The organism is Telluria sp. ZB4P37 (genome assembly GCF_059685855.1).
Genome location: NZ_JCASID010000012.1, coordinates 113575 through 132565, shown reverse-complemented (window position 1 = coordinate 132565; position 18991 = coordinate 113575). Strand labels below are relative to the sequence as shown.

At 62.6% G+C, this 18991-nt stretch carries 22 protein-coding genes; 17 read left to right on the top strand and 5 right to left on the bottom strand.

What is annotated here, in order from left to right:
- Positions 1-30: 30 nt before the first annotated feature.
- The 5 genes from AC56K1_RS17950 to AC56K1_RS17930 all read right to left on the bottom strand — a co-directional run bounded on the left by AC56K1_RS17950 (position 31) and on the right by AC56K1_RS17930 (position 2843).
- The gene (locus AC56K1_RS17950; RefSeq protein ID WP_497159160.1) at positions 31-744 is read right to left on the bottom strand and encodes a hypothetical protein; all 714 of its coding nucleotides are present in this window, start codon (positions 742-744) and stop codon (positions 31-33) included.
- Entirely contained in the window at positions 744-944 is a 201-nt protein-coding gene (locus AC56K1_RS17945) for a hypothetical protein (RefSeq protein ID WP_497159159.1), read from the bottom strand. The genes AC56K1_RS17950 and AC56K1_RS17945 overlap by 1 nt, the downstream gene beginning before the upstream one ends.
- 218 nt (positions 945-1162) lie before the next feature.
- Entirely contained in the window at positions 1163-1552 is a 390-nt protein-coding gene (locus AC56K1_RS17940; RefSeq protein ID WP_497159158.1) for a hypothetical protein, read from the bottom strand.
- A gap of 140 nt (positions 1553-1692) precedes the next feature.
- Positions 1693-2082, bottom strand: a complete 390-nt coding sequence (locus tag AC56K1_RS17935) for an HIRAN domain-containing protein (RefSeq protein WP_497159157.1) — start codon at positions 2080-2082, stop codon at positions 1693-1695.
- A 2-nt stretch (positions 2083-2084) separates the two neighbouring features.
- The gene (locus AC56K1_RS17930; protein ID WP_497159156.1) at positions 2085-2843 is read right to left on the bottom strand and encodes an XRE family transcriptional regulator; all 759 of its coding nucleotides are present in this window, start codon (positions 2841-2843) and stop codon (positions 2085-2087) included.
- Between the two features lie 73 nt (positions 2844-2916).
- Between AC56K1_RS17930 and AC56K1_RS17925 the strand changes: the two genes are divergently transcribed.
- The 17 genes from AC56K1_RS17925 to AC56K1_RS17845 all read left to right on the top strand — a co-directional run bounded on the left by AC56K1_RS17925 (position 2917) and on the right by AC56K1_RS17845 (position 18990).
- Positions 2917-3153, top strand: coding sequence for a helix-turn-helix domain-containing protein (locus tag AC56K1_RS17925; protein WP_497159155.1), 237 nt, complete (start codon positions 2917-2919; stop codon positions 3151-3153).
- A 245-nt stretch (positions 3154-3398) separates the two neighbouring features.
- Complete coding sequence (locus AC56K1_RS17920; RefSeq protein ID WP_497159154.1) at positions 3399-3866, top strand: YmfL family putative regulatory protein; 468 nt, start codon at positions 3399-3401, stop codon at positions 3864-3866.
- 37 nt (positions 3867-3903) lie between these two features.
- On the top strand, positions 3904-4029 hold the full coding sequence (locus AC56K1_RS17915; protein WP_497159153.1) for a hypothetical protein: 126 nt from the start codon (positions 3904-3906) through the stop codon (positions 4027-4029).
- Positions 4016-6466 carry a DUF5906 domain-containing protein gene (locus tag AC56K1_RS17910; RefSeq protein WP_497159152.1) on the top strand — a complete coding sequence of 817 codons (2451 nt, stop codon included), beginning with the start codon at positions 4016-4018 and terminating at the stop codon, positions 6464-6466. The genes AC56K1_RS17915 and AC56K1_RS17910 overlap by 14 nt, the downstream gene beginning before the upstream one ends.
- Before the next feature lie 258 nt (positions 6467-6724).
- Positions 6725-7474, top strand: a complete 750-nt coding sequence (locus AC56K1_RS17905; protein WP_497159151.1) for a hypothetical protein — start codon at positions 6725-6727, stop codon at positions 7472-7474.
- A 54-nt stretch (positions 7475-7528) separates the two neighbouring features.
- Entirely contained in the window at positions 7529-7780 is a 252-nt protein-coding gene (locus tag AC56K1_RS17900) for a hypothetical protein (RefSeq protein WP_497159150.1), read from the top strand.
- Between the two features lie 122 nt (positions 7781-7902).
- A complete protein-coding gene (locus AC56K1_RS17895) occupies positions 7903-8469 on the top strand; it encodes a hypothetical protein (RefSeq protein WP_497159149.1) in 567 nt (188 codons plus the stop codon).
- The gene (locus AC56K1_RS17890; RefSeq protein ID WP_497159148.1) at positions 8466-10454 is read left to right on the top strand and encodes a phage terminase large subunit family protein; all 1989 of its coding nucleotides are present in this window, start codon (positions 8466-8468) and stop codon (positions 10452-10454) included. The genes AC56K1_RS17895 and AC56K1_RS17890 overlap by 4 nt, the downstream gene beginning before the upstream one ends.
- Positions 10385-10744: a Mor transcription activator family protein gene (locus tag AC56K1_RS17885; RefSeq protein WP_497159147.1), complete on the top strand. Its 360-nt coding sequence runs from the start codon at positions 10385-10387 to the stop codon at positions 10742-10744. The genes AC56K1_RS17890 and AC56K1_RS17885 overlap by 70 nt, the downstream gene beginning before the upstream one ends.
- Before the next feature lie 49 nt (positions 10745-10793).
- Positions 10794-11006 carry a phage head-tail joining protein gene (locus tag AC56K1_RS17880; protein ID WP_497159146.1) on the top strand — a complete coding sequence of 71 codons (213 nt, stop codon included), beginning with the start codon at positions 10794-10796 and terminating at the stop codon, positions 11004-11006.
- Entirely contained in the window at positions 11006-12469 is a 1464-nt protein-coding gene (locus AC56K1_RS17875; RefSeq protein ID WP_497159145.1) for a phage portal protein, read from the top strand. Before AC56K1_RS17880 ends, AC56K1_RS17875 begins: the two co-directional genes overlap by 1 nt.
- 20 nt (positions 12470-12489) lie before the next feature.
- A complete protein-coding gene (locus AC56K1_RS17870; protein WP_497159144.1) occupies positions 12490-13962 on the top strand; it encodes a hypothetical protein in 1473 nt (490 codons plus the stop codon).
- Between the two features lie 107 nt (positions 13963-14069).
- Entirely contained in the window at positions 14070-15704 is a 1635-nt protein-coding gene (locus tag AC56K1_RS17865; RefSeq protein WP_497159143.1) for a hypothetical protein, read from the top strand.
- On the top strand, positions 15704-16240 hold the full coding sequence (locus AC56K1_RS17860; protein WP_497159142.1) for a hypothetical protein: 537 nt from the start codon (positions 15704-15706) through the stop codon (positions 16238-16240). Before AC56K1_RS17865 ends, AC56K1_RS17860 begins: the two co-directional genes overlap by 1 nt.
- A complete protein-coding gene (locus tag AC56K1_RS17855) occupies positions 16240-16464 on the top strand; it encodes a hypothetical protein (RefSeq protein ID WP_497159141.1) in 225 nt (74 codons plus the stop codon). Before AC56K1_RS17860 ends, AC56K1_RS17855 begins: the two co-directional genes overlap by 1 nt.
- 55 nt (positions 16465-16519) lie before the next feature.
- Entirely contained in the window at positions 16520-18607 is a 2088-nt protein-coding gene (locus tag AC56K1_RS17850; protein ID WP_497159140.1) for a prohead protease/major capsid protein fusion protein, read from the top strand.
- Between the two features lie 50 nt (positions 18608-18657).
- Positions 18658-18990, top strand: a complete 333-nt coding sequence (locus AC56K1_RS17845) for a DUF2190 family protein (RefSeq protein ID WP_497159139.1) — start codon at positions 18658-18660, stop codon at positions 18988-18990.
- Position 18991: the final 1 nt, after the last annotated feature.

Below are 18991 nucleotides of genomic sequence, written 5' to 3'. Positions count from 1 at the left end.
AAGTAGCGGTAGCGGGCGAAGAAACCCATGTCAGCCGCTCACTGCCAGGGCGCTTTCCGACTCGCGGAATGCGTGCCAAGCGTCGGCCGGCACTGCGGATCCGGCTACGCCCAGCCAGTACGCGCGGCGCTCTTCGCTAATGCCGTTCCACCAGTCGATGCCGAGCGGCTGGTCGACGCTCGCCTGGTTGGCAAGTGCGCGCAGGGCCTGCGCCACTTCGGTCGTATCGAACATCGCCATGAATTCCAGCTCCCTCGACCAGATGCCGTGTTCGCGCTCGTAAGCAACGGAGTGTTCGGCCTGCCAGCCGTCCAAGACGATGCGTCGGACCACAGATGTGATCGAGTCGTGCATGTGGTAGATCGGAGACGGCAACTTCGCGGTGAATATGTCAGCGATTGCTTTAGACGCTGAGGCGGTCTTAGCAAGCTTCCCCACCCATGCACGCAGCTGCTGCGCCATCCCCGGCTCAAGTTCGAGTGCGAATCCATGGCGCAGGGCGGGAAGATGCTTGTCCGCTGCAAAACATTTGAGGCGCGTATCGTCGACATGAATCTCTGCCGGCGCGAAAGACTGGCGATCTTCACCTAACAAACGGCACGGCCTATCGAAACCAGTGAGCGCTGGCAGGCCCAGCACGTCCACGCTGATCGTGCCTTCTGCTGAAGGGTGCAGGCGCACGCCGAACTGCTGGCCTTCGATGTAGATGCCGTTCCAGTCACGGCTGACGGATGGGGATAGCATCACTGCACCTCGCCGCTGGTGACAGTGATACCGCAGGGGACATCAGCGAAGCGTTCTGCAGCGTCTTCAGCGGCTTGGCCGGCAGAAGGGGAAAGAGCGGTGTAGATATATGGCGCAACAAACGTTCGGACCAGAATATTGAAACGTTTATTGCCACGTGAGGCTTGAGGATGCAGGCAGCAAGGATCAGGTAGTGCCATCGTGTTCTCCAATCGGGCTCAGGAATAAGCGGTATCGATGGAGTTAATTATCACGTATGTGTTTAACACTGTCAAACACAATCGTGATTGAAGCGGCGAATATTTTGCTATGGGTAATGCAATTTGTTGGACAAACGCAAAAAAGCCCGCGTATGGCGGGCTTCGGCGTTCACGTTGATGAGTGCTTTACTTTTCCATCGGCTGGGCCGTTAATGCAATCAAATTGCGTATCTAACTAGCTTCATGTCCCACATCTTTTTCTCGGCGCAGTGCTTATTCCACGCCTGAGCAGACGTCTGCAGCTTGCCCTTGGCGAAGGCCACGTGCTCCATATTCATCCCGCCAAAACCATTTTGAGCGCGGTATTCGATGCAGACCACACTGGCGTCGTCGTTTGCCAGCATCCCGCCCCATTTTACGCTGTCAGGGTTGCGTAGTGCAGACTTAACTATTTTGGCTACCATAACCGTCTTCTGAAAGCGCAGCTCGATCTTGGGATCGGCCGGTTCCTTCGGCGCGGCCGTCACTGCCGGCGCCGGATCTGACTTCTGCCCGATCATTGATGACACGATACCGATGCCAATGAGGCCCAAGATCAGCCTTGACATAAGGCTCATACCCTGCCTCGGCTTTACACCACACTGTGGGCAAGCCTGAGCCTGATTACTCACCTTCGCACCACACTCGTGACACGCGACTAATGCCATATCTTTATCCCATCGGCATCTAAGCGTGCCGTAGCGCCTTTTTAATCTTCGTTTAGTGACAGATCCAGCCGAACGCCAAAGTGACCGGTGTCGCCTTCACCGTGGTCCCATCCGCCGCAGATGATCGCTGCGCATTCGAACTCTTCATGTTCGGAAAGGGCGCCGTACCGCACTTGCCGCCTGAAGGCCCGTGCATCCTCCCGTGACAGGTGCCCTACCTGGTATCCCTGGATCGTCACAAGGACTGCTTGCTTGTCATAGGGGTTGTCGTCGCACAGCTCTAGGCGCGCAGTTGTCTTGATGCGCACCCCTTCGATGGTTCGCTCTCCGCAAAGCTCCTTGAAACTATTCTCGTAGTACGATTCCCCTGCCACATTTACGCGGTACGCCGCCGGGCCGCACATAAACGGAACTTCAGTACAAAAATCCATCGTTACAGGCGCCCCGATACAATCCTGGCCGGCTGCCACATGACCATGCCGATGATGCTGCACTGGCCGCTGCGCACATCGATCGTAGGGAAGTCGCGATTGAACGAATAGAGGCACCAGCCCTCGGACTTTTTGATCAGGCACTTGACGATTGCCTCACCGTTCCAGTTCACCGCAAAACACTCATTGTTCTTCGGGCGGCGTTTCGAAGTATCGATGAGTACCTTATCGTCTTCGAACATCATCGGCTCCATGCTGCGACCTTTGATCGACGTAACCATCAGGTCCTCTGGATTCAGCCGCAGCTGGTCGATGACGTCTTTGGGAACCTGAAAATATCCATGATCGATCTCCATGTCAGGCTCAGCTACAAAGCCGCTCACCCCTGCCTGCAGGCGAAGCTTTACCGCTCGAATCGGTATGGTTGCGGGGCCGTCGCCAACCCGAACGCCCATCCCGCCGCCCACAATGGCTGAGTCGCTGGTGATAAATCCATCATCCTCTTGCTCGGCATGAGGCAGCGGTCGAGTCGGCGGCGTCACACTCGTGCCGGTAGCTGCCTCACCCCTTCCATTTGCCAGCCAGGCCGGGTCGACTTCCAGAACCTCCGCAATCTCAAGGATTTTGCGGGCCGAATTACGCAGGCCCGCCTCCAAGTTGCCGATGGTGCTCTGCGAGACGCCGGCGAGCTTGGCAAGCGCACCTTGCGTGAGGCCCTTGCGTTCACGGGCTTGAATTAGACGTTGTGCCAAGTTGTTCATATCACGAATGTAATACACTTCCTAAACACATTGGTGTTGACTGCTCAAACACGTTCGTGATAATGTGCCTTGTATGGACTTTCAAAAAATCACCTCTGACCTCTTGGAAGCTGGCCTGACCGAGCAGCAGCTTGCTGACTTGGTTCCTTGTAGCCAGCCGACGATCAACGCTTTCCGGCACGGCAAGCGGGGCGCTCGTCCATCAATGCTCATTGGAAGCCGATTACTTGAGCTGCACAAGGAGCGAATAGGTACTTTGGACGGTTCTCATCAAGCGCGTCGAAAGAATGATCTTCCACCTGCCATTTAAACTTGCCTCTGAACCTAATGGCCGACAGGGTCAGTAAGCGCCCTGATCGAACAAACAAGGTCACCTGAAAAACTAAAGCACTCCGTTTGCGCTCCCTGGTGAGCCTTTGAAGCAAGCGTGATTTGATGCCGCGTGAAGAGTTGCACATAGGAAATCATTTGCCTTCTGGAATGGTCTTCTAGCAGAAATGATAACGAGCCGTTCGCGGCAGCGATACCCAAGAGACGGAAGGAAATACTGTGGAAATGTTGACCGCTTACCAAGACATGATCAAGGTGCACGGCTGGACTGGCACCGCGGCGACGCTCGGCATGACCAGGTCGCAGCTTGAGGCGCGCGTGTACGAGGTCAAGGGCTCCGGCATGCGTGTGGCCACAGCGCTGTTAATCCAGGCGCACGCCGGCACCACGCATTTCGCCCAGGCCGTCGCAGCCGCATCGGGTGGGGTGTTCATGGAGCTGCCTCAGGCGGAAGGCCTCAGCGGCGAGCAGCTGCACGACAAGTTCCACGAGCTGTATTCCGAGCTGGGCGAACTGTCGGCCACATACACCCAGGCGGTCAAGGACGACGAGATCGACGCGCGCGAGCGCAACGACCTCGAAGGCATCGGCCAGCGCATGCACAAGACCATGGGCGAGCTAATGGCCCTCATGTTCCAGATTTACTGCCGCCAGCCGGCGGCCGCAGTTGAAGTAGCTGGTCATGGCCGCTGAACCGAAGACGACCCCGGACCCCACTGTGATCGAACCAATGCGCCGTCGCCTTCGTGACATGCCGCCTGCTCCAGCGCCGATGGACAAGAGCCACGTCCTCGCGCACCTGCGTGCCCAGCTGGCCGAACTGCAAAGCGAGGAGGCCGATCATGTCGCAGCTTGACGTGAGCGCAATCCCTGCTGAATTGGCAGGCCGGCCGCAATGGCTGGTCTGGAAGTTCGAACCAGGTGAGAAAAAGCCGAAGAAGATGCCTTACTACGTCTCCGGGCGCCGCCGTGCTGGTAAGCAGGGCAGCGACGAGGACCGCGGCGAACTGGTGTCGCTGCCTGCTGCGCTCGCGCGGCTTGGCGCCGGCTATTCCGGCATCGGCTTCGCATTCCTGCCAGGCGATGGCCTGATCGGTATCGACATCGACGGGTGCATTGACGAAAGCGGTACCGTCGCTCAGCGTGCAGCCGACATCATCTCCGCGTGCGGTTCGTACACCGAGTACTCGCCGTCCCGTAAGGGCGTGCACATCATCGTTTCCGGCGAAACCAAGACCTTCAAGTCAAACGACATCGGCCTCGAGGTATTCTGCGGCGCCCAGTTCTTCACGTTCACCGCGTCCCAATTCCCCGACACCCCTGGGCACGTTGCCGCGATCGATCCACGTGTGCTGGCCCGACTGCAGTTGACGGTTCAGCAGGCCAAGGGTGTGAGCCCTTCGCGAACTCAACTGGCAGCACCTGTCGCGACCGACGAGCGCGCGAAACTTGAATCGGCGCTTGCGTGCATCAAATCCGACTGTGGATACGACGACTGGATCCGGGTAGGCATGGGCATCTATGCTGCCCTGGGCCCGAACGGGCTGCCGGTGTGGGACTACTGGTCCTCGCGCTCCTCAAAGTATGCCGGGATCAAGGATCTTGAGGGGCACTGGAAGTCCTTCGGCGGTGACGGCGGCATCACGGTGGCCACGGTCTACAAGATGGCTGTCGATGCTGGCTGGCGTCCTCCGCGTCCTCCTGGTTCGCCCATTGCACTGAGGGCCGCGGCCACCACCAGTCCCGATGTACCGGCCTACCTTGACGACGTGCCGCCACCTTCCGCGCCTTCCGACCTGGTCGAGGCGCCAGGAATCGTTGTTCCCACCCTAGAGGTGCTGCTCGCGCATTTCAGCCTGATCTATCCGACTACCGACGTGTGGGACAGCCTGCGCCGCCAGCGCCTTAAGAAATCGGCCTTCACTGCATGGGTCGGCAAGGACCTGGCGTCGACCTGGGAGAAAGACCCGAAGCGCCGCACCATCCCGCGCGACTCCCTGCCTACCCTCGTGGGCGGCCGCGCCGTCGAAGGGGGGAGCGGGGGCGGCAAGCTGGGCGAGATGCTCGACAACCTGACGCTGCTGCGCGGGACCGAAACGGTCTGGGATGCAATCGGCCAGCAGGTGATGTCGCTTGGCGCCGTGCGCGCTGACTACACCGCCGAGCTGACGGGCAAGTGGCAGGAGCACGCGCAGCGCAAGACCATCGAGGCGCGCAACCTGGTATTCGACCCGACCCAGACCGCCGACCCGGTCAGCCACATGAACATCTTCCTGGGCTGGCCGCTGCAACCGAAGAACAAACCCGAGCTGATCGGACCGATCCTCGCGCTCCTGGCATCACTGTGCGACGCCGAAGACAAGACCGAGGACTGTGTTGAATGGATCCTGCGCTGGCTGGCCTACCCGCTGCAGCACCCGGGCGCCAAGATGCAGACCGCGCTGCTGATGTTCGGCGAGAAGCAGGGCACTGGCAAGTCGCTATTCTTCCAGGATGTGATGCTGCCGATCTACGGCGACTACGGCACGGTGGCCAGCCAACACCAGCTGGACTCCTCCTTCACCGCCTGGCGCAGCCGCAAGCTGTTCGTGCTGTTCGAGGAGGTGCTGTCGCGGGACGACAAGTATAGCCACAACGGCACGCTCAAGTACATGATCACCGGCAAGTCGATGAGCATCAACCAGAAGAACTTGCCTGAGCGTGACGAGCGGAACCACATGAACTCGGTGTTCCTTTCGAACGAGCCGCAGCCGATCCCGATCGAGCTGGAAGACCGGCGCTTCATGGTGGTCGAGGCGAGGCGCAAGCAGGACCCGGCTTTCTATGAGGCGGTGCAAGAGTCGATCGCGCAGGGCGGCATTGAGGCCTTTTATCACTTCCTGCTCGAGCTGCCGCTGGACGACTTCAACGAGCACACCAAGCCGCCGATGACGTTGGCGAAGGAGCGCGTGATCGAGTTCGGCCTAGCCGGGTGGATGAGTTTCCACCGCACCTGGAAGGACGGCTATCTGGATGCGCCGTACTGCTCCTGCCTGTCCGAAGACCTGTACATCATCTACAAGCGCTGGTGCGACAAGAGCGGAGAGAAGCCTCTGACGCTGTGCAAGTTCGCCGGCCTGGTGGGCAGCCGCGAGCACAAGACCAAGAAGCTCGTGGCGGTCGACAGCACGCACAAGAAGACCCGCATGGTGTTCGTCGTCGAGAACCCCGATTACCCGGACCCCTTGGATGAGCAGATCGCCAAGTTCAGGAAACTGTCCGACGTTCGTGCGGACCGAGTATTGCAGGGGTAGTCAGGGTTGCATGTAAACCCTGCGCGGCTGGAAGCCGCATGGATAGTGGGTTGTACCAGGGTGGGTAGGGTTTGCCGGGTTTTGCGCATGTAGGCGCGAATCGTTGAATTGTTGAGGCTCTCTTTTTTTGTGAGCCATATCTAAAACAACCCTGCATGCCTGCATACCCAGCTAAGAGATAGTGTCCATGCGGGTTTCAAGCGCGCAGGGTTTGAAAACAAGGCTGCAAAGCCTGCAAAGTGAGGAGCGGATATGCGAATGAACGTGAAGACCACCTTCCCGGCCATGGCCGACCGGATCAGCGAACTGGGCCGGCAGGGCACGTTCGTCGCCGCGGTGTCGCTGACCCGCACCGCCAAGGACGTCCAGGCCGCGATCAAGGACGAGATGCGCGCCTCGTTCGACCGCCCGACCACGTATGCCCTGAACGGCACCTTCCTCAAGGGCGCAACGAAGGCCAGCCTCGAGGCGCGTGTCTGGGTGAAGGACAACCCATTCGGCAAGGGTACGCCGGCTGACCGCTTCCTGCTGCCGCAGATCCTGGGCGGTGGCCGTGGCCACAAGGGTGCTGAGCGGCTGCTGCAGGCGAACGGCCTGATGCCTGCCGGCTGGTTCCTAGTCCCGGCTGCCGGCGCCCAGCTTGACGCCAACGGCAACATCCGCCGCAGCCAGATTACCCAGATCCTCTCGCAACTGAAGGTGCAGCGCGGTGCTGGCCACGAGTCGCGCGCCACCGGCAGCCAGCGCTCGAACCGCACCATCGCGCGCCAGGGCGTCACCTACTTCGCCTTGCCGAACGGGAACCGTGGCCTGCCTCCTGGCGTGTACCTGAAGCGCCGTTTCGCGCAAGGCAGTGCGATCCGCCCGGTCTTCCTCTTCGTGTCGAAGGTTGAGTACCGCGCACGCCTGAAGTTCCACGAGGTCGGCCAGGCCACTGCCGAGGCCCGCTTCCCGGTGCACTTCGAGGTCGAGCTGGCCAAGGCGCTGGCCACTGCCCGCCTGCGATAAGAACAACGTCATGCCGCCCGGCGATGAGGGCGGCAAGCAGCATAGGACTACGACATGACGATCTGGGCACCAAAACTCGCAGGCCACGCCTGCACCAAGATCCCGTACCGGGGCTTTGAAATCAGTATCGCGATGGACGACAGCTGTGGCGCACTCAGCGACTACAGCCGTAGCAGCATCGCTGTGTTCAAGGATGGGGTGAATGTGTCCGGGGCGTTCTATACCCAGGCAGATCAGTTGTACCTCGAGGCCGATGCCGAGACCTTGAAGTTCATCTTCGCAATGGTCGACATTCGGCAGCGATAGCACCCCCCCGGGGTTAGGTTCTTCCCGGGGTATGGCTGGCAAGGGTAATTCAGGCCCCGTCAGCGCACTAGCGGAACCCGAAAACATTTCCTGACAAACATCCTGACAACGACTCGAAACATATGCCGAACCTGACAACCATTGCCGACTGGGCCAAGCTGGTGGGGATCTCCCGCCAGTCCGCGTACGACGCGGTGAAGCGCTGCGAGATCCCGGTCACCGATGGCAAGGTCGACCCGGAGTATGCGTCGCACCTCTACGCGAAGAACACCCGCCAGCGCGCGAACGGCAACCGGCCTGACCCCCTGGCAGGTGGGGCGCAGCCCGGGGCGACAGCGGGTGCGGGAGGGGCGGGAGGTCCGGAGTCTCCAGCGAAGGTGCCGGGCTACGATTCGAGCCGTGCGCGCCGGGAGGCGGCGGAGGCAACGCTCGCCGAGCTCAAGCTGGCCGAGCAGGCTGGCCAGTTCCTGGTCAAAAGCGAAGTGGATGCGGAGGTGTTCGAAGCCGCACGTGCGCTGCGCGACGGCCTGGTGAACTGCGCCCGCCGTATTGCCGCCGACGTAGCGGCCCTGACTACCGCTGACGAATGCGAGGCCGTGATCGAACGCGAGCATCGCCTGCTGCTCGAAAGCCTGGCGCACGGCTTCAACGAGAAGCTGGGCGCCCAAGTGGAGGCGGCGTTCGAATGATTGGCTTCGCACCAGCTGCCGCCGTGATACAGCCAGCGCTGGCGCGCGGGCTTGCGCCGGACCCGAACATGACGGTTGACGCCTGGGCGGACCGGTACATGATCATCCCGAAGGAGTCAGGCGCGAACGAGGCGGGCAAGTACCGCACCAGCCGCACGCCGCATGCGCGCCAGGTGATGGAGGCGTTGTCCGATTCCCATTTGTGCAAGACCGTCGCGCTGATGGGTGCGTCCCAGATGCTCAAGACGCAGGTCGGCCTGAACTGGTTCTGCGCGAGCGTGCACCAGTCGCCGGCCAACTTCCTGTGGATCCTCCCGACCGGCAAGCTCGCCAAGCGCACCAGCGCGCGCGTGAGCAAGACCATCGCTGCGGTACCGGAAGTGCGGGAGCGTGTCGCTGCGCCGCGCTCGCGCGATTCCGTCAACACGCTCGACACCAAGGAATACATTGGCGGCTCGCTGCATATCGTCACCGCTGGCGCCGCGGCTAACCTGTCGGAGATCCCGGCGCGCCGGGTGCTGTTCGACGAGGTCGACCGCGCGGAGAACAACGTGAACGGGGAGGGCGATCCCGTCGCCTTGGCCAAGGCCCGCCAGACCACGTTCGAGCGCAACCGCAAGAGCTACTTCCCCAGCTCGCCGACCATCACCGGTCAGTCGATTATCGAAAGCCTGTACCAGCAGGGCACCCAGCAGGAGGCGCTCGCCGAGTGCGTGCACTGCGGCCATGCACAGCCCCTGGTGTTCGAGCGCCTGCAGCAGGACGACGAGGGGCGCGCTGTCTACCCTTGCGTCGACTGTGGCGCCGTGATGTACGAGACCGACAAGAATCGCATGTTCGCACGCGGCCTGTGGTCCCACGGTGTGCCGGGCGATGGCGAGACGGTGAGCTTCACGATCAACGCCATGTTCGCGCCCTACGGCTGGCTGCCGTGGATCGCCATGCTGCGCGAGTACCGCGCCGCCCGGGCCAAGCTGGACGAGGGCAGCGAGGAGTTGATGATCACGTTCTACAACACGCGCCTGGCGCGCTGCTGGGAGCGGAAGAAAGAGCAGACCAAGGCGGGCGAGCTGCAGGCCCGGGCCGAAAGCTACAAGTGCGGCACCGTCCCGAAGGGTGGCCTGGTGCTGAGCGCGACCGTCGACACCCAGCCCGACCGTTTCGAGCTGAAGGTCGTTGCGTGGGGTGAAGGCATGGAAGCCTGGATCGTCGACTACCAGGTGATCCCCGGCTCGCCCTCCGACCAGGCCACCCAGGACAAGCTCGAGGAGGCGCTCCAGGTCCGGTACCGCCATGACGGCGGACGCATGCTGGCGATCTCCGCTGCCTTCATCGACTCGGGCGGCGCAAATACCAATGACGTCTACAACTTCACACGCACCCGCCAGCACCGCCACATCTACGCGATCAAGGGCTCATCCACCCCGAACAAGCCTATCCTCGGCGTGAAGCCTTCGCTGGTAGATGCCAGCTGGCAGGGCAAGACCATGCCACACGGCGTCAAGCTGTGGATGATCGGTACCGACACGGCGAAGGACTACCTCGCAGCGCGCTACCACCTGCCCAGCGGCCCGGGCGCGATCCACTTCCCGGCCGATCTGCCGAAGGAGTACTACGAGCAGCTGACCGCCGAGTACTGCGTGAACGTCTTCAAGCGTGGGCGCAAGGTGCGGATCTGGGAAAAGAAAAAGAGCGATCGCAACGAGGCGGGCGACTTGATGGTCTACGCCGTCGCGTGCGCGCAGTACCTGGGCCTGCACAAGAAAACCCCGGCTCAATGGAAGATGGTGCGCGCCCTCGTGGATCCTGACACGCCCGACATGTTTGACCAGCCAGCAGCGGCAGACAGCGACGCCGCACCGGCACCCGCTGCAACACCATTATCTCCACCACAAAATAATACCGGGACCGACCCATGGCAGCCGACAGCGAAGCCCTCCTCGAACTCCAGCGCTTCGCGTCGGCCTACCGGGAGGCAGTGGTGAGCGATGTAATCCTGGACAACTCGGACCTGGTCGACCGGATCTTTGAGTTTATCGTTGTCGAGTTCCCCGACATGCGCGGTCGGGCGGAAGAGCTGAAGCAGATGGCGCGTCGGGAGTTTGCCGGCATCGAGACCTATATCCCGCGCCGGTCGCAGGCCGAGCGCGACAAGGTCGTGCAGGACGTGCTTCGGATGTTCGACGGACGTAACGCTGCCGAGGTGGGCCGCCGCCTGCAGCTCAGCCGCGCCACCGTGTACCGGATCATCAAGACATCGGGCCGGCCTAAATAAGTCTCAGTTTTCCGAGAATTGAGACAGCCGCCCCGCTACCCTTGGCGGCATGGCCATCTCTCAACTAGACCTCGACGCGCTTGACGCAGCAATCGCCTCCGGCGCCCTGTCGGTGGAATTCGACGGCCGGCGCGTTACCTACCAGAACACCGCGCAGATGATCGCCGCGCGTCAGCACACCGCCCAGGTGCTTAGCGGCGGAATGCTGAGCCGCGGCCCACGCCTATTTGGCTTCCGCTTCACCACTAGCAGGGGCGACTGATGCCGAATCTGATCGACAAGATCGTCGGCTGGGTAAGCCCGCGCGCCGGCATCTCGCGGCACTTCGCGCGCCGCCAGCTCGAGCGCGCCTACGAGGCCGCCAGCCCGCGCGACAGCTGGCGTCCGCGCCGCGCCGGGGCCAGCGCAAATTCGGACCACCGGGCCGACGCCCGGACGCTGCGCACCAAGGCACGCGCGCTGGTCCAGAACGTCCCGTACATCTGGGCCGGCCTGGACGGCCTGGCGGTGGCCACCGTCGGCGCTGGCATCATCCCGCGCGCGACCGGCCGCGAGAAGGAAAAGATCAACCAGCTGCTTAAGGACTGGTGGAAGGTTTGCGACGCCGATGGGCGCTTCGACTTCTTCGGCCTAGTAAAAGCAGCTTACTTCGCTATGGAACAGGACGGCGAAGTGCTGGTGCGCCTGCGGACTCGCCGTGCGAGTGATGGCCTACCGGTGCCGCTGCAGCTCCAGCTTCTAGAGATCGACTGGCTCGACGACGCGCGCTCGGGCACATACAACGGCAACCAGATTATTAACGGCGTAGAGTACGACATGCTGGGCGCGGTCGCCGCCTATTACCTGTGGGATCAGCACCCGGGCGAGATCGCTGTCGCGCGCGGACGCGCGCAGAGCCAACGCGTGCCGGCCAAGGACATCATCCACCTGTTCAATCCGGGCCGCCCCGGGCAGGGCCGCGGGTTCACCCGCCTGGCGCCCGTAATCACCCGGGTGCGCGACCTCCAGCTGTACGAGGACGCCGAGCTGGCGCGCAAGAACTTGGAAACGCGCCTGTCGGTCCTGGCCAGCGGCGACCTGTCGCAGATGGACAACCCAGCTGGAATGGGTGAGGGCGGCGCTACACAAGGGTCAGGCATGCGCGACATGGGTGAGCTGGGCGGCGGCAGCATCTTCGGTATGCCGTCCGGGATGAACTTTACCGTCGTTGAACCGAAGGCCGCGCCGGGCTATGTCGACTACCTCAAATTCAATTTGCACCTGATCGCCGCCGGCATCGGCGTGCCGTACCACCTGCTTACCGGAGACTTGAACGAGGTGAACTTCAGCAGCGCGCGCGTTCGCCTGCTCGACTTCCGCCGCGGGGTGACGCAGATGCAGTGGCTGACGCTGATCCCCAAGCTGCTGGTTCCGATCCACGATGCCTTCATCGAGCACGCGTACCTTGCGCGCCTGATCAGCGCAATCGACAAGGCGGTCGACTTTAGCCCTCCGAAGTGGGATTACGTGAATCCGGAGCAGGACGTAAAAGCCGATCTGGCCGAGATCGGCGGCGGCTTGGCAAGCATTAGCGAGAAACTCCGCCAGCGTGGTTACGACCCGGATGTCGTCTTCACTGAACTGAAAGGCGACATCGACAAGCTGCGCGATATGGGGATCCTGGACGTGCTGTTGTTCCTGCAGCGCGGCAATCTGCCGACTCAGCAGCAAGCCACTGAAAAATAAATTGTTGATTTGGAACCTGAATGAAACTCGTTGACCGACTGCAGTTCCTGACTACCGCCACTAGCACCAACACCGTAGCGGTGGCTGGTTCGGTTGTTGGCGCCCGCACCCTCGCTCAAGCGATCGCTGACGGCGACCTGGCCCTGGGCGAAACCATCCCGCTAGCCGTGGAGATGGGCAGCGTTTTCGAGATCAGCGAGTTCACCGTCACCAGCGCGACGCTGCTGACCCGCGTGCAGGTCCTCGGCAGCTCGAACGGCGGCGCGGCAGCGGTGTTCCCCGCTGGCGCCAAGGAAGCGCTCTGCACCGCGCCGGCCGACTATCTCAATGGCGTAAGGATCACCGACCTAGCCAATGTCGCCCCGGCAGATTCGCATCTGCTGCTGCTGACGGACCCAGCAACCGGCCAGACGCTCAAGGGAACGGTTGCGGCCCTGCGCGCTTTGTTCGGCGCCGGCGCTCCGGCTGACACCACCGGCCCAGCCTTTGCTGGCGGTGCAGCGCTGTCGTCCTCTAACGTCACCGCCATCTCTTTTGATCTTTCGTGGCCAGCTGCCACCGATGCGGTGGGCGTGGCGCGCTACGAGTACAGCCTTGACGCCGGCACCACCTGGGTGAACGTGGGCAACGTGCTGACCGTGAACGTGTCCGGCCGCACCGCATCGACCACCTATCAGACCCGCGTGCGCGCGCTGGACGCCGCCGGCAGCCCGTCCAACGTGCTGGCACTGGCTGTCACCACCGCAGCGTCGGCGGATACCACCGACCCCACCATGTCGGGCAGCCTGACTACCGCCAACGTCACCGCGACCGGCTACCGCATGCAATGGCCAGCGGGCGCGGACAACGTTGCCGTGGTCGGCTACGACACCAGCACGGACGGCGGCACGACCTGGGTCCAGCAGGGCAACACCTTGCTGCGCGATGTGACGGGCGCCACGGCTTCGACCCTGTATAACCTGCGCGTGCGAGCACGCGATGGTGCCGGCCGCACCTCTAATGTGCTGGCAGCCACCGTTACCACGTCTGCGGCTGTCGCCGGTATGGATTCGACTTACACCATCCGAAAGTCGGCTACTCCTGGCGGCGCGAACTTCCCCGCCGTCATCTACCCAGCCGCAGGCAACATCTCGACGAACGGTTACTACGACGGCTCGGTGGCACTTCAGGTCAAGTCCGGCGCAGGGGTAGCGGCCGGCACTGCCGAACTCGTCATGTGGAGCTGGAGCAAGCGCGACGCGCAAGGCAATCCAGTGCGCCCGAACATGGCCACGCAGACGAGCAACGGCCAGAAGCGCGCGCCGACTCGCCTTGGCGGCTGGGCAGACGGGGACACCTCGAATGCCTACTATGGCCTCTATGGACACTCTGCCGGTACCCTGTTCATCTGGGGCAGCGCGGGCACGTATGACCTGTGGCTCGAGTATTCGGATGGCACTGCAGAGCCGTATGACAACGGCACTGGCACACCAATTGGAATGGTTCTGACCTGATGACCTGGCTTCGAACATATGACGGGCGCCCTGTTCGGCTGCCTGGCGGCCTTCTCGACCTGAGCGCAGCGCCTGTCGCCGCGCCTGTCGCCCCGCAGCTGACGACCATGCTCACGCTGAGCGAGTTCAGGACGGCGCACACGCTGGCTTTCCCGGTCACGCAGCGCAAAGCCGGCACCTCGGGCGACGCGAACGGCGGCCATGCTGACGTCGCATTCCTGTTCGACTTCGCCGGCGAGCTTCCGCTCAGCCTGCAGGCGCGCGTCGTCGACGCCGACACCGGCGTTTCCATTCCCGGCGCCGACTGGAAGCAGGCGACCGACATCGTGCAGCTTGCGCCCGGCAAAGGGCTCGCATTCATGCCTGGCGCGCGCATCGGCACGAACTACCTGCTCCATATCCGCGTGGGCACCCTGCACGATGAAGGTGGCCAACGTTGGGGCGTCGGGCCGGGCTTGGGCTGGCTGGGGCAATCGAATACCGTTGGCCAACTTAGCGCCGGCGGCGCGTTTGACCCAGTGCCCGGCACCGCACTGAACGAGGTCAGCTATTACGCCACGAAAAAGAGCTGCTTCCGCGGCACTGACGGCTTCGTCTCGACCGGCGCGACGAACGGCACCGGTAGCACGAACACCGGCAGTGACGCAGGCGCCTCACAGGGGGGCGCGATGTCCTTTATCCGCATGCTCAGCGCCGCCTTGTCAGCCAAGTATGGGCGCGAGATCCCGGTTTTTCTCATCCCGTTCGCGTTCAACGCCACCGGGATCGAGGCCTTCCTACCGGGCGGTTTCGCCTATAGCGCCCTGTTCCTTGGCACCGGCGCGAAAGCTGGCCCGGTCAATCTCAACTCGTCCGCCGATTACATGCTCGGCGATGTCGAGGCCTGGCTCTTTCACGGGATGGAGTCGAGCGACAGCCTTACGCAATTGCAAACCGAGCAGGCGCTGAAGGACCTGTATAACGACGTGCTGCTCGCGCACGCGACGAAGTTCGGCCGCACGGCCGCAGACCTGGCCTTTCTACCTGCGGTGCTGGGTAGCTACGGTTATAACAATGACAATCAGCCGCCGATGCCTACCGTGCCCAATGTCGAGCTGCGCCGCGCAGCCGTCTACGCGTTTGACGCCTACGCCCGTTCGAATAACTGGTCGAAGGTGCGCGCCGGCTGGGAATGCTTGGACCTGGACCCAACCGTGCCCGGGACGTCAGAGGACGGTAAGACCTCCGCTGACAACCTGCACATGCGCGATATCGTCGGCAACCCTGACCAGAAGTTCCGCCGTATGGGTAAGTCGCGCGCGCTGCAGGCCGTGCTACATCTGTGGGGGCTGTCACCGTATAGCGCCCTGGGCCCGAAGCCTATCAGCGCGACCCGCGTCGGCAACGTCATCACCGTCACTGTCGCGCACGAAAAGGCCGGCGCAATTCTGAGGCTGCGCACCCCCGACCAGCCGGCGACGGGCGTGCAGGTCAAGGAAGTTGGTAGCGGCACGATCGTGGCCGGCGTCGTCGCCATCATCGCGGCTGACAAGTTTACGATCAGCGTGCCGGGAGGTACTGTCTTCCCGGTCACGGTGGGCAACCTGGTTGGTATGTACGCGAATCCAAGCAACCCGATTGTTGATGATGTGCCGTATCCATTCGTCGACAACGGCGCCGGCGGCAACTTGTTCACCGGGTCCGACGTCATGACCAACGGGCGCACGGTGCGCACCACGACAACCCTCTTCACGGTGAACTGATGCTTGGATTTTCAGCAATCGGAGAGCTGGCCCTGGGCCAGTTCCCCAAGCGGGCCCCGCCACCGGCACCCGACCCTGGCGGAGATGCCATCGATGCCGCCGACGTGCCGGCACCGCGGGTGGTGGTCTTCGGCGGTGGCTCGCGCGTCGTCACCTTCGGCGGCGGTAAGCGCGTCGTATATTTTGACGTCCCATCTACTGCACAGAACAAAGGAAATTTAATGACGAACGCACCGGAACCATATTTCAGCGCCGGCAAGTGGTGGGTCGACAAGGATCCAGACGAGGAAAGTTTTTTCGTCGCTAACATCACGAAGGAGTTGTCCGATCGCGGCACGTCAGCCGTATCGGTTGAGGAAGTCGTCGCCGGCGTGGAGGTGCTCATACCGCCAGCAATTCAAGGCAACTTCGTCGTGATCAAGCTCGGCGGGATGGACGTCGCGCAGGGTGCGGAGAATTACTGGACTGCCCGTGTGCGATGTGCCAACGGCGAGCGCTTCGATCGCACCATGTGGTTTAACCGGGTCGATAACTGATGATTAACGTACACGACCTGCCTGCGGTTCGCGAGCTGCTCGCGAAGGAAGCCGCGGGCGTCGCGCAGCAAGACGTGCCGACGACTGCTGCCGCATTACCGTCGCCAGGTGATGCCGGCCTGCAGCTGGGCGAGGCTGTCGAACGGCAGGTTGTACCCCCCTATCCAGCCAAGAACCTGGTGATCGAGGCTGGACGCTACTACGTGTCTGATTCAAAGAATTAGCGCAATAAAAAATCTGTCTCAGTTTTCCGAGAATTGAGACAGAGCAATCAGCAGAATGGGCTACATGACGACGCCTACTGCTCAGCCCTCCATCCACCCATCAAAAATTGGCACCGGCACGATGCCGGTGCAGACTCGTGCGGCGGTCTTGGAACCCTCGACTTTTAACGAGGCCGCTAACACCATCGATTGCGTCTGGACTACTACCGGCGCACTAGTGCGCCGCTACGATTGGCACCGCGACACTTATTTTGACGAGGAACTGGTGGTAACGTCCGAAGCCGTCGATATGTCGCGCTTCGATGCCGGGGTGGTGCAGGTTCTCGATAACCACCGAATCTATAACGGCGTCGACTCGATTATGGGCGTTGCCACGAAAGGCAGCATCCGGGGTGGGCAGGGCCTTGCCACTCTGCGTCTGTCGACGCGTGACGACATGGCTGGCAAGGTTGCTGACATCAAGGCTGGCGTCATCCGCTCCATTAGCTTTGGCTACGTTGTACGCAAGTACGAAATCACGCCGGCGGTTGACCGCACTGACGGTGGCAGCGTTCCACTGTACCGCGCCATCGACTGGCAGCCATACGAAATCAGTTTTGTTACCGTCCCTGCCGACGCTAACGCAAGCACGCGTGAGCAGCCAGCTGGCGGTATGCCATGCGAGTTCATCACCCGGGCGCCCGCCCATCCCGTTCCACCCAACCAGGAAGACAATATGACCACTGCTACCCAGTCGGGCGCCCAGAACCCTGCGCCTGTCGACGCCACCCGTTCGGCCGCCCCGGCAGCGTCGGCACCACCTGCCGCGCCCGCTGCCTCGGACCCAGCTGCTGACGATGCCGCAACCCGCGCCGCCCAGGACGCAGCCACTCGCTCGGCTGACATCACCGAGCTGTGCGTCCGCCACGGCGTGACCAACCTGGCTGCTGGCTTGATCCGCAGCGGTAACACCGTCGACCAGGCACGCGCCGCCGTGCTGGAAGAGCTGGCCCGTGGCGATGCCGCACGCGGTGGCCACAATAACGTGCGCGTTCTGACCGTCAGCGACGAGCATCGGACCCGCATTGCCGGCATCGAGGAAGCCGTCATGCACCGCATCCATGCCGGCACCAAGCTGACCGACAACGGTCGCCAGTACCGCGGCATGAGCATGCTCGAGATCGGCCGCGACTTCCTGGAAGCGCGTGGCGTCAACACCCGCGGCATGGACCGCATGACCCTGGCGCAGGAAATGCTGCACTACCGCTCGGGCATGCACGGCACCAGTGACTTCGCCGCTCTGTTCGCCAACGTCGCGAGCAAGCGCCTGCGCGACGCCTACGCGGAGAACGCCGGCACCTACACCCAGTGGGCACGCCGCGCGCCGAACGCACCGGACTTCAAGAACATCAGCCTGGTGCAGCTGTCGGGCGCACCGGAACTGCTGCAGACCAACGAGCACGGCGAATTCAAGTACGGCACGATGAAGGACGCCGGCGTGAACTACGCCCTGGTCACCTACGGCCGGATGGTGTCGCTGACCCGTCAGGCTATCGTCAACGACGATCTGCGCGCCTTCGAACGTCTTGTATCCGCCTTCGGTGCAAGCTCCAGCCGCCTCGAGAACCGCCTGGTGTACAGCCAGCTGACCGGCAACCCGACCATGGGCGACGGCGTCGCACTGTTCGATGCGGCTCACGCCAATCTGGGCACCGGCGCACCGTCGGCCCTGCAGCTGTCCTCGCTTAAGGCTGGCCGCACCGCGATGCGCGTACAGAAGGGCATGCAGAACGAAGAGCTGAACCTGGCGCCGAACTTCCTGATCGTGCCGGCCTCGCTGGAGCAGGATGCCTACCAGCTGACCAGCTCTAACTATGTTCCTGCCAAGGCCGGCGACGTGAACGAATTCCGCACGGGCGGCCGCACCGCGGTCGAGCCGATCGTCGAGCCGATCCTGGATGGTATCAGTGCCTCCGCCTGGTACCTCGCCAGCAACAGCGGTCAGATCGACACCGTCGAGTACTGCTATCTGGACGGCGCCGAAGGCCCGGTCATCGACAGCCAGAACGGTTTCGAGATCGACGGCGTCACCTGGAAGTGCCGCCTCGATTTCGCCGCCAAAGCCGTCGATCACCGTGGCCTGTACAAGGGCAACGGCGCATAAGCCGCACCCTAGTAGTCCACCCGTCCAACAAACGATAGGAAGCAAAAGCTATGAAGAACAAGATCCAAAGCGGCAAGGTGGTCTCGGTCATCGCGCCGTACGCCGTCACCAGCGGCCAGGCCCTGCAGGTGGGCGCGCTGGTCGGCGTCGCATCGAGCGACGCAGCCAACGGCGTGCCGGTCGAGATCGACCGCGAAGGTGTGTACTCGCTGGCGGCCACCACCGCCGACGTGGGTGCCTTCGGCGCCAAGGCGTACTGGGACAACACCGCCAAGCGCATCACCGTCACCGCCGGCGCAAATGCGCTGGTCGGCTGCCTGATGGCGGCGAAGGGCAACGGCGAGACCAGTGCCACCGTGCTGCTCGACGGCGCGATCCGCTAAG